This window comes from Paenibacillus sp. FSL L8-0644 (assembly GCF_038008165.1).
Taxonomy (GTDB): domain Bacteria; phylum Bacillota; class Bacilli; order Paenibacillales; family Paenibacillaceae; genus Paenibacillus; species Paenibacillus polymyxa_D.
In genome coordinates, this window is record NZ_JBBOYN010000002.1 from 1 (window position 1) to 13,678 (window position 13,678).

A 13,678-nucleotide genomic window follows, 5' to 3' on the forward strand; every position below is an offset into this window, starting at 1 on the left:
TAAAAAACATCTCTTGTTTGCTTCCATTTTATACAGCCTGGAAGGCATGTACCAAAATTTCAGCGTTGGATTTTGCAAGCAAAATCCGTACTCACTCGTTGTTCAGTTTTCAAAGATCAAGTCAACAGCCGTTTAACTGGCTGGATATATAATTTATCACGTGTATACCTATCAGGCAAGTTGTAATATTTCCCAATTTACTAGTTTGTATTTCTACACGGTGATTTACCTGGAACAACTGAGACTCTCTTATCTCCTACTTAAAGCGCAAATTTGATCAGGTATAAACATCATAAATCAGAAAAGCAGAAGCTCTTTATGTATTGGAGGAGCCGCTACTTCCGCTTATTTAGATAAAATCCTGAAAGTTAGCTTAGCTTAAAGCTGTAGCTAAATCCTGTATCAGAAGTTCAGCAGGCTCATGCCCTACAGCTAGGCGGATAAGCGATTCGGGCATGTGTTGTTTTTTTAGACTCTGCTTATTGAAGCCGTAGTTTGGTGAGATCACTTGGCTCTCCATAGACCCCCAAGATACACCAATCCGAATCAGTCGCAGTTTATTGATCACTCTGCATATATCCTCATAACCCAAATCTTTTAGTTCAAAACTGAATAATCCGGCATACCCTTTGAGCTGCCTACATGCCAGCTCATGTTGTGGGTGAGAAGGAAGTCCGGGATGATTCACTTTTGAAATGGCCGGATGATCTGATAGAAAACGAGCAACCGACAGAGCATTTCTCTGATGGGCTTCCATTCGGAGAGGGAGTGTTCTTAGCCCCCGAATGAGTAGCCAGGCTTCAAAAGGGGCCAACGAGCCGCCAATCAACTCATACTCTTCAGCATACATACGATTTATTATCTCTTTAGAAGCGATCACTGCCCCTGCAATTAAATCATTATGACCACCCAAGTACTTGGATGCGGAGTGAACAACGATATCTACGCCCCATTCTAATGGTTTTTGAAAAAGGGGTGTAGCCCATGAATTATCTATGATTGTGCGGATGCCCTTCGCTTTGGAAAGCGAAGCTACCTCCTGAATATTTACCATATCGAATGTGAATGAGGTAGGAGACTCCATAAGAATAGCACGGGTCTGCGGTTTGATGGCATCAGCAACTGCTTCCGTAGAAGTGGAATGTACAATTGTATAATTTATATTGAACTTCGATAAGTATTTAGCTAGGCTGACGGAGGTTTCGTATATGTGTCCGACCAGAATCAGATGGTCCCCGGCGGATAAACTACACATTAGAGCCGCACTGATAGCAGCCATTCCGGAAGCAAAGCACTTGCAGTCCGCCCCACCTTCCAGTGCAGCAATCATTTGCTCTGCAATCTGAACGGTAGGATTGGTTCCCCTCGAATAGACATAATGCTCCTTTTCATTATTAGCCGCTTCAGCATAATCTTCGTAAGTATCAAAGAAAAATGGAGCAGTCTCATAAATAGGAGGAGCAGCAGCCTTAGCAAAACACCCTAGTTCGTCCTCAAATCGGAGACAGATAAGCTGATCATCCGAGAAACTCAAATCTGATCACCACTTTCTGAAAAATTTCAAACTCATGAGGTAGTCTCCTCAATCCGGGACTCAAATATTCTATAGGGTTATTTCAAAAATCTTTTAAAGAACTGCTGGGATCTAAAAATGATAATTAAATGCATGAAATAAATATGGAGCAGTGAATGGAAGCAATGAGTAAAAATATACTCCGGGTATCAGAGTTGATCATCTGTATTTCATTGTTTGAGCTGGGAAGTACAACCCTGACTGTTCACCTTGCTCCTCTTTCTTGGCTTAATTATCAAAATGGTCTTATTTTTAATGCTTTTTCTATTTCATTGGCACGATATGAAGTGTTCCATCCTCGCTTAACTCTGCATAGGCAATCTCATCGATACTATCATATCCCTGCTCTCGCACCTTAGCCTTAATCTCTCCAATATCAATTGTTTTCCCACGCATAGATTCATTTAGCAACCTTCCCTTATCAATGACAGTAACAGAAAAAAGATCAGGCTGTGCATCTATTCCCATATCCTGAGCGGCGGGTGGCTCGTATTCAGGTTTGCGCATGACTGACAAGGAGCCGTTCGTCTCTAACGTAGCGTACCAGACCTCACGCAGAGAAAAAATATTTTGCTGGCGTAGCATGGAGAGTAGCTGTGTAAATTCTATATCATATTTCTCCAGCATTTCTTGATTTACCTGCCCTTTATCCACGAGCAGCACTGTTCGACCTTCTGCCATATATCCAAATTTCACAAAATGGGTCGTGGCTTTTTCAAAAAAGTAGGCCAGCGCGCACCATAGTGCCAAAGCAAACAAAAGCTGCCCAATGGTCACCTTATCGTCATATAACGTATTTCCCACAATTTCGCTTAACACCAATGATGTTAGGAAATCGAGTGGTGTTAACTGACTGAGTGTTTTCCGACCTGTAATAAAAGTAATGATCCACAAGCCAAAAAAGCTGATGATCAATTTGACACCAATCGAAACAAATACCTCCATAAATAGGCCTCCCGGAAGAAGTTGTTTTGTTATGTGTTATTTACACCGGCCTACCTCAGCATAAACAGAGGGTTATTCCTGGAATGTCCGATTAAAAAAGCCCGCTACCAACTAGAGGCAGCGAACTTTTTAATTACGGCTAGTATATAATCTTAATCAAAGGCAATATGCCAGCTCCCGTAATTTTGTGCATAGTGACATCATTGCCCGCTAGCTTGGACTCCGGAGTCAGATTATCTACTTTTCACAAGAAGCTGAATCGCTTCTTTAACCAGCTTATCCGTGTCTCCTCCAGCCTCTTGCTCTTCCAATATACATCGTTGCAGATTCTCTGCTACAATTTGGGCAATCGCTTTATCTGATGCGTTACGTACGGCAGATAACTGGCTAACGACGTCTTTGCACGATTTTCCTTCATCCATTAAACGAAGTACCCCACGCACCTGTCCCTCAATCCTCCTCAGGCGCGTTTTCAGTTCATCACTGTAATTGTAATCCATAAGTAATGCACTCCTTTTTCGACTTACCATATACACGTATAGGTATATTATAAACCAAAAAAATAAATAGGATACCCTAAATAAATAGATTCACCTTGCCCTGGGAAGCATCCCCCAAGTAGGCGGCTACCCCAGCATATTCCAAACCGTCGATTAGCTCTTCTTGCTGCAGCCCTAACAAATCCATGGTCATGGTACAGGCGACGAGCTTGATCCCCTGCTCTCGTGCCAACTCTATAAGCTGCGGCAAGGAAAGCGCATTGTGTTTTTTCATGACATGCTTGATCATCTGTGGACCGAGTCCGGCAAAATTCATTTTGGATAGTGCCAGCTTTTTGGGTCCACGAGGCATGATCCAACCAAAGGCTTTTTCGAGTATTCCCTTATTAGTGCTCACGATTTCATCCTTGCGTAACGTATTTAACCCCCAAAAAGTAAAGAAAATAGTTACTTCGTGATCATATGCTGCCGCTCCATTCGCAATAATGAATGCAGCAATCGCCTTATCCAGCTCCCCGCTGAATAATACAATCGTTGTTTTGGGTGTGCTCATATGGATTCGCTTCCTTTAGTCTCTCCAGCCCATTCGGATATGCCTGAAAGCACAGATTTGACTTTTTTAGCGCCTTTGGCAACTAATAACTGACAAGCCATTTCACTGCGTGCTCCAGCTTGGCAAATCACTGCGATCTCTTCTTCCAAGTTCAGTTCAGAAAGTCTGTTCTCCAGTTCGCCAAGAGGGATGTGCTTAGATCCAGGGATATGTTTAAGCGTAAATTCAGCGGGTTCACGAACATCGAGTAAAATGAAGTTCTCTTTGCCAGAATATTTTGCTTGTAGCTCTTCATGGCTTATCGTAGAAGAAAATACTTGCTCCTTCTTCACTTCAGCTAGATTTGCTTTTTGTAGATAATGTCGCATTACATCTCCTTCTTGGAGAGTGCCCAAATATTGATGTCCGGTGTTTTTGGCCCAGCTCTGAAAATCGACTAATGAACCTTTGTCAGTCGCCTGAATCTCCATAATCTTTCCAGGAACGAGCTCATTCATAGCCTTTCTTGCTTTTACAATAGGCATAGGACAAGCTAGCCCTTTACAATCAAGAATATGATCTGCTTGGATATTGTTAGTTGATGACATTCTATAACCTCCGCCTGTTTTTTGAGGGGCTTAGCTTAGTTAAATCTTTTATACATATACCCCTATAGGTATTAGGATAATGATACTCACTTCTCTTGTCAACTTATTTGGCCGTTTCTTCTCAGAAGCAAACAAAATCATGTCTTAAACAAATAAAATTAAAAGCAAAAAAAGCCGCGCAAAAACGCGACTCTATTGCATAAACATAAACCAAAATTAATCGCCTTTTTTCATCAGTTCTGGCAAATCCAGCGACATTGAAATATTACACAGCATACCTCTAGCGAGAAAAAGCATCGTTCTTTCCATTGCTTGTTCAATACCTGCCCGTCGGAAAGCATCATACACCGTCGTATGAATTTCACGTAACCCTTGCTGCATCACGCTTACAACCTCATCCTCGCGGATCGTCTGCGCCTGCATTTGCAAAAGTGTTTCATTACGGTATTCCGTCATAATTTGCGAATAGGCTGCAATTAGCTCTTGCTCAAGCTGCTCAGATGAGGCCGAATGAATGACGCTGTGAAAAGAATCTATGATACGTGTAAATGAAACCTTCAGGGCTTCAACAAGCAATGCTTCCTTGGTAGCGAAAAAACGAAAGACATAGGGTTGAGAAATATTGGCCCGTTCTGCAACTTTGGCTGTTGTAGCTCGGTAGTAGCCCATCTCAGCAAACACTTCAATGGCAGCAGATATGATTTCCTTTTGGCGATTTATAGATGTTGACGTAGCTTTAGTCATGTTTTTTCATCCTTTTATTTAACACAGTTTTCTGATTAGTGATTAATCAATTACAAAATAGTATAAACGACATACCCTAAAAATGCAATGAGCTTGAACAAAGTCGCCTCCGCAATTCTAACGGAAACGACTCTGTTATATGCATCCAATTATGGCGTTTTAGAGTTAAAATATAATCGGATATAATTGACCTTTTGCGTTTTGGTTTGATAGGAAAATACTAAATTATAACTAAGTCCTGATGTGTTATTGATCGTATAATTAGCTTCTGCTGTGTCAGGTATGTCTCTAGAGGTATCAACGGTTTCCGTAGGTTGGCCTAAATCGTCAACAATTTGTTTGATAAGCAACTTTTTATATTCTGGATCGGAAGATGTAATTTCTGTAACTTTATCGCTTCCATCCAGCATGATGTCTGTATGATACTTAGCGTAGCTTCTCATAGGGCCAGTAGAACCAGACTCGGATTTCCCCCACAGCTCAAATAAAAGAGCGCTGCTAGTTCCCAAGCCAAGACCTTTAGGCAAATTCGGTAAGGTTCCCTGCTTGGCTGCGCTAAATATAGCGGCTGCAGGGCTGTGTTTACTGTGAGGTGTAGCTGTACTATTGGCAGGTTCTTGATGGGTCGAGGTTGAGGTTGAGGTTGAGCCTTGCCCATTAGTATTGAGATCCGTGTTTTGATCTGTAGAACTAGCAGGCGATGTGACTGTTTCTGCTTTAGTAGGAGCAGTTGATTTTGCTTCCCCGCTATTGCTGCATCCTGTCATCACAGCAAAACCTATCGCCAATAAAGCACTAGTGGTGATTAGCTTGTAAGCCAACTTTTTACGATCATAAAATTGATGTGTATGCTTCATTATAAGATCACTCTTTCCTTGTTCATGGGTACAAACCAAGTGTAACCGAACCTCGTTTCCAGAATACCTCTACTTGTTTCCAACTTGTAAACAAGGACATTAATGATTTTCTAATATACACTATTTACGACCATAAGATCCCAGCTGTTGTTTAGAAAAGGAGTAAGGAGAGTCACTCTTCTTCAACCATATATTCCCTTTAATGATGAAGATGTATACAGCAAAAACAAAGTAGATCGTACCCGCAATCCAGTCTATTGCCGTTGGGATGTCTCGCTGTACTATTGCATGTATATACCAAATTCCGACTGGAACATGCATGAGAAGTGCCGTAAACAAGCCAGGATTATATAGGGTTTTTGCTTTAATATTTACGACGATACCGTGCCAGACGACCTGAAAAAATCCCATAAAAACGGGTGCGAGTCCAAGCCAGATTACTTGCGGAAACCATACGGGGAGCAGGTAAAACACATAGGCAATTGCAACATTGATAATCATCGCTGATTGAGTGTTTAAGGGGTAATGATCGGGTGCTTCACTTTTAAACATAACGTTGTTAAATAAACCAGCAAAATATCCAGGCCAGCGGTACTCCTCAAATTGATGAAACAATATAGCTACAAAACTCAACCATAACATGCCTGTTATATCCGAAAGGATAGCTTGATTCATAAGCAAAACAACACATACGACCACACCGATTATAGCCCCTGCATCTTGCCAATATTTTCTCAAATAATTCATATTAGTCACTCCTATGCTTTATTTTTGATCAAAATATCTTTCAAACAGCAGATTTAATTGTTCCTCTATTGAAGGTATTTTCACAACTGCCCCTGATTCAAGAATCGGACTCATCAGTGCGGGCAGAAAAATAGCTCCGAATATTTGCAGCATCATCGCTAACAAGCGCTCCGGCTGTTGCTCGCCTGTCAGCTCCTTGATCGTGTTCTGAACCTTTGGAAATCCCATTATGTTTAAAAACCTTCCGTATTCCTGTTGAGATGTGAAGGGCGTGCTACCCATGGCAATAATTCGCGAAAGAAGCTCTGGATATTGACGAATCACCTGTAAATAGTTATGTAAAAATTGTTTCAGTCTATCTTGGGGGGGGATCGCTGTATTATCCAAAATAGAAAAGGTGTGTTGAAAGCCATTTAATATCACTTCAATAGCTTCACTGAGCAAATTTTCCTTGGAGCCAAAATAATAATTAACTAATGAAATATTAGTAGCAGACAGATCGGCAATTTTTCGGATTGTAACCGCCTCAAAACCTTCCTTTTGAATAAATTCCAGCGTAGCGTCTAAGATTTTTTCTTTGGTTTGTTGTTTTTTGTCTGGGTGATTCATGTTTTTCCTCCTCCTGTTTCGTTCAATCATAACGGACAAATGAAACGGACAACTTTATATAAGCAACTTTTCAAACAACAATTAAAACATTGTTTAAATTTTTGTTTGAACTCAGTTTAGCACTTTATATTTCACAAAACAAGGAGTGATTTGAGATTTAGGGAATAGAAAAACCCGCATACGAATGAGATCGTTTGCGGGTTGATTGAATTGAGGTTGAGAAAAGGACTAAATAGCCCAATTTCCTTTGCGGAACACGGCTTCTTTACTTCCATCTTGCAGTTCGCCATCAATATCCAGCTCAGCTGAGCCGATCATGAAGTCAACATGAGTCAGACTGACATTGGCACCGTTCTGGAGCAGCTCCTCCCGGTTCATTTGTGTCCCATTTTCCATATTAAATGGATACGCACTGCCTAGGGCCAAGTGACAGGAGGCATTTTCGTCGATACCTGTATTGTAAAAAATACGATTGAGATTGGAGATCGGTGAATCGTGCGGCACCAGCGCAACTTCTCCCAAATAGCTGGCCCCTTCATCCGTAGCGAGCAAATGAGTCAGATGCTGCTCGCCGGATTCTGCTGTATATTCAGTGACTTTACCGTCCTTAAAGGTAAACGTTATGCGATCCACCAGTTGTCCATTTAAATTGAGTGGCATGGTACTTGTGACATGACCATTCACACCTGTACGCTTAGGCATCGTGAACACTTCTTCTGTCGGCATATTCGCGACAAAGTAATCTCCGCGCTCGTTCTCCCCACCGCCGCTGCGCCAAATATGCCCGTCAGCCAGTTCAATTCGCAAATCTGTTCCTGGTGCACGATAGTGGAGACTTTTATACTTTTTATGATTCAGCTTGTCTTGTACCTGTTCAAGGTTTTTCAAATGTTTCTGCCAATTCTGAATAGGATCAGAGCCATCTACACGGTTCATTTGGAAGATTGTATCCCACATGACACGTATACGATCCTCTTCTGCTACATCTGCAAATACTTTATCGGCCCAAGCCTTCGTCGGCGCTTTAATTAAACACCAGCTAATTTTATGATTTCGGGTATATTTGGAAAAACTTTCTCTCGCCGTAGCTGCCGCCTTAGTCGCACGAGATACCTTTTGTGGATCAATGCCTTGATATAAATCGGGGTTCGGCACTTTAATCGTTAGTGTGGCTCCACCCTCTTCGGCAAATTTCTCCATCATTTCTGCCTTCCAAGCAGGGTAGTAATCGAAGCTAGCTTCGTCACCATGTTCAAAACGACTACGTGTAATGGAATCATCCTCAAACTCTACCTGTACATATTTAGCGCCTGCTTCATAGGCTTTGCTGACAATCAGGCGTGTAAACTCAACAGTTTCCAGTGGTGCAGTTACCAAAAACACCTGTCCAGGCTGAATGTTAACCCCTACTCTTACAACCAGTTCTGCGTATTGCTCCAACAATGATTCAAATGTACTCATTTTTCCACGCTCCTGTTCCGTTTTGATTATATTGAATAATTTCATCATTACAGTACGGATTGCTTCTCCAGTTCACGCAGCTCCACTCTTCGTATTTTGCCTGAGCTGGTTTTAGGGAGTTCTTTAATAAACTCTATTTTTCGTGGGTATTTATAAGGCGCCGTCCATGTTTTCACATGATGTTGCAGTTCCTTCACTAACGCCGGTGATCCTTCTACCCCAGCTTTGAGTACGACAAAAGCCTTTACAACATGTCCACGGATCTCGTCAGGGCTGGCTACGGCAGCACATTCCTGCACGGAGTCATGCTTCATAAGCGCTTCCTCTACTTCAAAAGGACCAATGGTATAGCCAGAACTGATAATGATATCATCCCCACGTCCTTCGAACCAGAAATATCCATCCTCATCTTTGCGAGCCCGGTCTCCCGTAACAAAATAATCTCCGTGGACACTAGTTAATTTGCGTTCTGGATCATGGTAATACGTTTGGAATAATGCCGGCAGATCAGCGCGTACCGCAATATCGCCCACTTGCCCCGGAGCCAGCGGAATGCCATCCTCGTCTACGACCTCAACGAGTCCCGGTGCAATAGATTTGCCCATCGAGCCTGTACGCAGAGGTGCATCCTTTAAATTACCAATAATTAATGTGCTCTCCGTTTGACCATAGCCGTCACGAATCGTAATGTTGAACTGCTCCTGAAACTTATTAATGACCTCCTGATTGAGAGGCTCTCCCGCAGAAACTGCGCTGCGCAATTGGGATAGATCATATTGATCCAAACCATCCGTTTTCGCCATAATCCGATATTCTGTCGGCGTACAGCACAACACTTGGATTCCGTACTGCTGCATGAACTGCAAATAGCGACCCGGACGAAACGGACCATTATATACGAATCCGGTCGCTCCATTCCCCAGTACAGATAAAAACGGACTCCAAATCCACTTTTGCCATCCTGGTGCAGCTGTAGCCCATACTACGTCTGAAGCTCGAATATCCAACCATGGTGATGTTATCCGCAGATGAGCATATCCCCAGCCATGGCTATGTACAACACCTTTAGGATTTCCCGTGGTGCCCGAAGTATAGGCCAGAATGGCCATGTCGTCACGGTGCGTCTTCACAGCTTCAAAAGTATCTTCCTGTCCATCCATCAGCTCATTCAGCACGAGCCAGCCAGATACATCTGGCGTGTCGTCCCCGGAGACCACGATACGATAATCCAGAGTAGGCAAATCATCGCTTATTTTGTCCACTTCACCTGTTACTCCGTTCCAGGCAATGACTGCGCGTGCTTCAGAATGGCGAAGACGATATGCAATATCCTTGGCACGCAGCATTTCTGAAGATGGAATGACAGCAAGCCCCAGCTTCAAGCAGGCTATATAAATTACATACGCAATAATACGCCGTGGTACTACGACCAGAACTCTGTCACCTTTGTTAAATCCCAGACTTGCGAGTCCTCCAGCCAGTCGGTTAGCCTTTTTCAACAGCTCTCCATAGGTGATTTCTTCGTATTCTCCTGTCTCACTCAGCCACTTAAGTGCTGTTTTATCAGCCTCATGGTGTTCCATTTCCGAAGTCATATTGTAATATTCAGGCGCAAGCCATTGTTGTTGATCTGTCAAATTATACCTTCCCCTTTATACATAAGATGAGATCCACTTTCTTACTGTAGTATAACACGTCTTAGTACCAGGTTCTAATACCAGAATCATTTTTTTTGGAAAAAAAATGAATTGGGTAAAAACAACCACAAAAAGAAAGAGCCTGATTTCAGACTCTTTCTCTTCACTGCAATCTTGATCTACAACTGGAGTTCTACCACTGTATAAGCCGCTTCCTGACCATTTACGAGCAACGCAATCCGATGCGTTCCCGCATAATGGCGACGAGTTGTCAGGTCTGCAAAACGGTGTGTCCGTGTACCTGTAAGATGGGTTCCTCCGGGGACCGTTTTGTCAGATAGCAAAAACAGTTTACGTGAAACCTGTCCTCTCGCCTTTACAAAGTCAATGCCGTACTCGATGCGGACTCGTACCGGGTCACCTTCACGAAGCTGAAGCGCGTAGCTCAACTCACAGCTATCACCAAGCTTTAGCATGGCAGGGTCTGTGGTGAAAGAGGCACCCGTGACCAACGGTCCCCCGTCTGTTTCATCCGCATAGCCGAACATTGCCATCACTTCGGGGATAGATTTGCGAATCAGGGTCCGGCAGCCATGACGCACAATCCAGTCGGTGTCAGGATGTGTCCCTTTCCACCGTTGAGCCGTAGCAATGACCACATCAGGATGATCCTTGGCAATATCGTTCAGGTTGTTGGCTACACTTTTACGTACATATAGTGATGGATCGGCTTTCAGTAATTCCAATACAGCCAATACTGGAGCAGGATCGCGCTTAAACACAGGCAACGCCTGTCCCCAGGGTAGCCGTGGACGGCAGCCTTCGCTGGCAAGACGACGAACGTGCTCACTTTGATGTCCCGCCCAGGTCGTCATTTGCTGCATCATCCGTTCCGGTTCACGCAGGAGGAAGGGTCTTACGGCGAACTCCGCAGAGGACCTAGATGTGAATCGCTCCAGCGCCTTCATGGACAGGTCCCAATCCCCTTCTCCCTGCCCATACACCTCCACAAAATCGGGGAAAAACAAGTACGGAAAACCACTGCAATGCTCATCTATATTAAAAAGAATACCCAGAGCTTCTTCATAATTACTGGGCAAAAATGCCCCTAATGTTAACGAAATACGCCGTATTCGTTCTTTCAGCTCCAGCTCATCCCATTTTTCATCCATCACTTGATGGATAAATCCGATGGTATCGAACGGCCTGTATGCAGACTGTACTTTTTCACCGAATTGTTGAAGAAAATTCTCCGTGTACATATTTTTTAAGGGCTCGGCCATTATATATCTCCTTTTGAATGAGGTTGAGAGAATTGTAGCAAGGCATACTAAAAATGCCAAGTCCTATGATGAGGACCTGACATTTTTACATCAACACAAGAAATCGATTTAACTTATAATTCGTGTTGGGCAAACCAATTGGTAATGCGTTGCAGTCGTTCCACGCGAAGCTGCGGGTGCCCTTTTCGTGAAAGCTCGTGACTTGAAGCTGGAAAACGGACAAATTGCGTAGGTTTCCCCAAGCGACGCAATGCTGTAAACAGCTGTTCTCCCTGCTCTATAGGGCATCGCAGATCCTGCTCCCCATGTAATATGAGCAGCGGTGTGTTAATTTGCTGCACATAAGCCAGTGGAGATTGCCTCCACAAGAGCTCGCAATCCTCCCACGGATTCCCGCCGACTTCATCTTCAGTAAACGAGTACCCTATGTCGCTCACTCCATACATTGACAGCCAATTAGATATGGAGCGCTGGGTTACAGCTGCGCGGAAACGATCGGTATGGCCAACAATCCAGTTTGTCATAAAGCCACCATAGCTGCCCCCTGTTACACCCAGCCTTTCCGGATCAATGAATGGGAACTGGCGTATAGCCTCGTCCACTGCGCTCAGTAGATCAGTGTAATCGCGTCCGCCGTAATCTCTAAGGACGACATTGGTAAAAGACTGTCCGTACCCTCGGCTTCCTCCGGGATTCGTGTAGATGACTGTATATCCCTGAGCGGCCAGCAACTGAAATTCATGAAAAAAAGAATTGGAATACATGGCATGAGGGCCACCGTGTATCTCCAAAATGGCAGGATAGGATACTCCCTCCTTAAACCCAGCAGGCTTCATTACCCATCCCTGCACCCGTCGGCCATCCTCAACCTCCGTCCAAAAGCACTCAGGCACACTAATCTCAATCTCATCAAGCAAAGAATCATTTACTCGTGTCAGCCGTTCCTCAGTTCCTGAATGAATCGCAATCCGGAACAAATCGCCTGGTAAAGTTACATCGGTGGAAGCGGCAATGATATGCTGCTCATCCGATGTAAGCTCGAATTGGTAAATTTCTCGTTCTCCTTGCGTTAAAATTTTAAAAGTTCCATCAAGAGCAAACTGATATACGTGCACATTTCCTTCACGTGTAACCAGCGTGTACAGGGATTGACCGTCGGCACTAAAGCGTGGTGGTCCTATATGAAGATGTGAACGCATGTCGCTCATACCCGCATTACCAAGGTGAGCGTCAAGCATCTCACTAACGCATACTGCCGTCCCCCCACTGGAAGGAACCGTGTACAGTCGGGTCTGAGTAGCGCCTTTGGCATGTCGATCATGGCCGTAAAAGGCAATCGTTGAACCGTCGGGAGAATAAGCAGCACTCTCGATGTGCAGTTCAGTATAGGTCAGCTTAAGCGGTGCTGCGGCATCATCATTTGAAATCGCAGGAGTTATCGTAAACAAATCATTTAGTTCACGTAAATCCGTATCCTCTTTCGAATGTTCTGCTATTCTGGCGACGAATAAAATACGTTGAGCATCCGGTGACCACACAGGCTCTGCCGCATCATAAGCGCCGGAAGTCAGTTGAACTGTGTGCCCCGAAGTCACATCCGTTACATACAAGTGATCACGAGTATCATCCCACAGTCCATAGCCGTCGGATTTAGCTTTCGTTCGATTAACAACTCGTCCCTTAAGTTGCGCCTCCTGAGTTCCTTCATCGGATATCGGGCTTGACGGGTTCTCGGCCGTTTTAGCTACAAACGATATGCAGGTCCCATTAGGAGACCAGGCTAATGAACGAACGTTGTTCTCTACGTATGTAAGCTGTCGTGCCTCTCCCCCGCGTTCTGGAATAATCCATACCTGGCGCTTGCCGTCTGTTGTACGGAGAAAAGCTAGTTGTGATCCGTCGGGTGACCAGACAGGCATTTCATCTTTCGGTCCGTATGTAAAGGGTAATGCGCTAGCGCCATCGGACGATAATAGCCAAATTCCTGAGTTATAATCTGTCCGTTCTTTATTAATATACTGTTCTACGTAAGCGATTTCACCACTAATAGGATGAATAACTGGATCGCTAACCCAGTGAAGTCGATATAAATCCTCGGCTGTTATACAGCGCTTGGTCGTGCTAAATTGCGAGTCGCCCAAAAAAATCCCTCCTTATATCATCAGATTCCACATTTTCAAAT

13 protein-coding genes are annotated in these 13,678 nt (G+C 43.9%); all 13 read right to left on the reverse strand.

The features are described from left to right. Positions 1 to 373: 373 nt before the first annotated feature. The 13 genes from NSS94_RS25155 to NSS94_RS25215 all read right to left on the reverse strand — a co-directional run bounded on the left by NSS94_RS25155 (position 374) and on the right by NSS94_RS25215 (position 13,637). Positions 374 to 1,534 carry a trans-sulfuration enzyme family protein gene (locus NSS94_RS25155; protein ID WP_341040444.1) on the reverse strand — a complete coding sequence of 387 codons (1,161 nt, stop codon included), beginning with the start codon at positions 1,532 to 1,534 and terminating at the stop codon, positions 374 to 376. Between the two features lie 303 nt (positions 1,535 to 1,837). Beyond that, positions 1,838 to 2,518, reverse strand: coding sequence for a YetF domain-containing protein (locus NSS94_RS25160; RefSeq protein ID WP_069012582.1), 681 nt, complete (start codon positions 2,516 to 2,518; stop codon positions 1,838 to 1,840). Positions 2,519 to 2,751: 233 nt separating this feature from the next. After that, the gene (locus tag NSS94_RS25165; RefSeq protein ID WP_013310304.1) at positions 2,752 to 3,018 is read right to left on the reverse strand and encodes a metal-sensitive transcriptional regulator; all 267 of its coding nucleotides are present in this window, start codon (positions 3,016 to 3,018) and stop codon (positions 2,752 to 2,754) included. A 76-nt stretch (positions 3,019 to 3,094) separates the two neighbouring features. Next, entirely contained in the window at positions 3,095 to 3,571 is a 477-nt protein-coding gene (locus NSS94_RS25170; protein WP_039275080.1) for a DsrE/DsrF/DrsH-like family protein, read from the reverse strand. Continuing rightward, complete coding sequence (locus tag NSS94_RS25175) at positions 3,568 to 4,158, reverse strand: sulfurtransferase TusA family protein (protein ID WP_340932165.1); 591 nt, start codon at positions 4,156 to 4,158, stop codon at positions 3,568 to 3,570. Before NSS94_RS25175 ends, NSS94_RS25170 begins: the two co-directional genes overlap by 4 nt. A gap of 216 nt (positions 4,159 to 4,374) precedes the next feature. Beyond that, positions 4,375 to 4,902 carry a TetR/AcrR family transcriptional regulator gene (locus NSS94_RS25180; RefSeq protein WP_340932164.1) on the reverse strand — a complete coding sequence of 176 codons (528 nt, stop codon included), beginning with the start codon at positions 4,900 to 4,902 and terminating at the stop codon, positions 4,375 to 4,377. Between the two features lie 149 nt (positions 4,903 to 5,051). Further along, positions 5,052 to 5,759 carry a DUF4309 domain-containing protein gene (locus tag NSS94_RS25185; protein WP_165150852.1) on the reverse strand — a complete coding sequence of 236 codons (708 nt, stop codon included), beginning with the start codon at positions 5,757 to 5,759 and terminating at the stop codon, positions 5,052 to 5,054. 120 nt (positions 5,760 to 5,879) lie between these two features. Next, positions 5,880 to 6,506 (reverse strand): HXXEE domain-containing protein, encoded by a 627-nt coding sequence (locus tag NSS94_RS25190; RefSeq protein WP_341040446.1) that lies wholly within the window; start codon positions 6,504 to 6,506, stop codon positions 5,880 to 5,882. A gap of 18 nt (positions 6,507 to 6,524) precedes the next feature. After that, positions 6,525 to 7,115 carry a TetR/AcrR family transcriptional regulator gene (locus tag NSS94_RS25195; RefSeq protein ID WP_029516796.1) on the reverse strand — a complete coding sequence of 197 codons (591 nt, stop codon included), beginning with the start codon at positions 7,113 to 7,115 and terminating at the stop codon, positions 6,525 to 6,527. Between the two features lie 228 nt (positions 7,116 to 7,343). Further along, the gene (locus tag NSS94_RS25200) at positions 7,344 to 8,576 is read right to left on the reverse strand and encodes an aminopeptidase (RefSeq protein ID WP_029516797.1); all 1,233 of its coding nucleotides are present in this window, start codon (positions 8,574 to 8,576) and stop codon (positions 7,344 to 7,346) included. Between the two features lie 47 nt (positions 8,577 to 8,623). Next, on the reverse strand, positions 8,624 to 10,213 hold the full coding sequence (locus tag NSS94_RS25205; protein ID WP_069012580.1) for an acyl-CoA synthetase: 1,590 nt from the start codon (positions 10,211 to 10,213) through the stop codon (positions 8,624 to 8,626). 179 nt (positions 10,214 to 10,392) lie between these two features. After that, positions 10,393 to 11,496, reverse strand: a complete 1,104-nt coding sequence (locus NSS94_RS25210; RefSeq protein ID WP_341040448.1) for a DNA alkylation repair protein — start codon at positions 11,494 to 11,496, stop codon at positions 10,393 to 10,395. Between the two features lie 113 nt (positions 11,497 to 11,609). Further along, positions 11,610 to 13,637, reverse strand: a complete 2,028-nt coding sequence (locus NSS94_RS25215; RefSeq protein WP_069011138.1) for a S9 family peptidase — start codon at positions 13,635 to 13,637, stop codon at positions 11,610 to 11,612. Positions 13,638 to 13,678: the final 41 nt, after the last annotated feature.

Coding starts and splice junctions, on each gene's coding strand:
- NSS94_RS25160 (WP_069012582.1), bottom strand. CDS start 2,518: ATGGAGGTATTTGTTTCGATTGGTGTCAAATTGATCATCAGCTTTTTT.
- NSS94_RS25165 (WP_013310304.1), bottom strand. CDS start 3,018: ATGGATTACAATTACAGTGATGAACTGAAAACGCGCCTGAGGAGGATT.
- NSS94_RS25170 (WP_039275080.1), bottom strand. CDS start 3,571: ATGAGCACACCCAAAACAACGATTGTATTATTCAGCGGGGAGCTGGAT.
- NSS94_RS25175 (WP_340932165.1), bottom strand. CDS start 4,158: ATGTCATCAACTAACAATATCCAAGCAGATCATATTCTTGATTGTAAA.
- NSS94_RS25180 (WP_340932164.1), bottom strand. CDS start 4,902: ATGACTAAAGCTACGTCAACATCTATAAATCGCCAAAAGGAAATCATA.
- NSS94_RS25185 (WP_165150852.1), bottom strand. CDS start 5,759: ATGAAGCATACACATCAATTTTATGATCGTAAAAAGTTGGCTTACAAG.
- NSS94_RS25190 (WP_341040446.1), bottom strand. CDS start 6,506: ATGAATTATTTGAGAAAATATTGGCAAGATGCAGGGGCTATAATCGGT.
- NSS94_RS25195 (WP_029516796.1), bottom strand. CDS start 7,115: ATGAATCACCCAGACAAAAAACAACAAACCAAAGAAAAAATCTTAGAC.
- NSS94_RS25200 (WP_029516797.1), bottom strand. CDS start 8,576: ATGAGTACATTTGAATCATTGTTGGAGCAATACGCAGAACTGGTTGTA.
- NSS94_RS25210 (WP_341040448.1), bottom strand. CDS start 11,496: ATGGCCGAGCCCTTAAAAAATATGTACACGGAGAATTTTCTTCAACAA.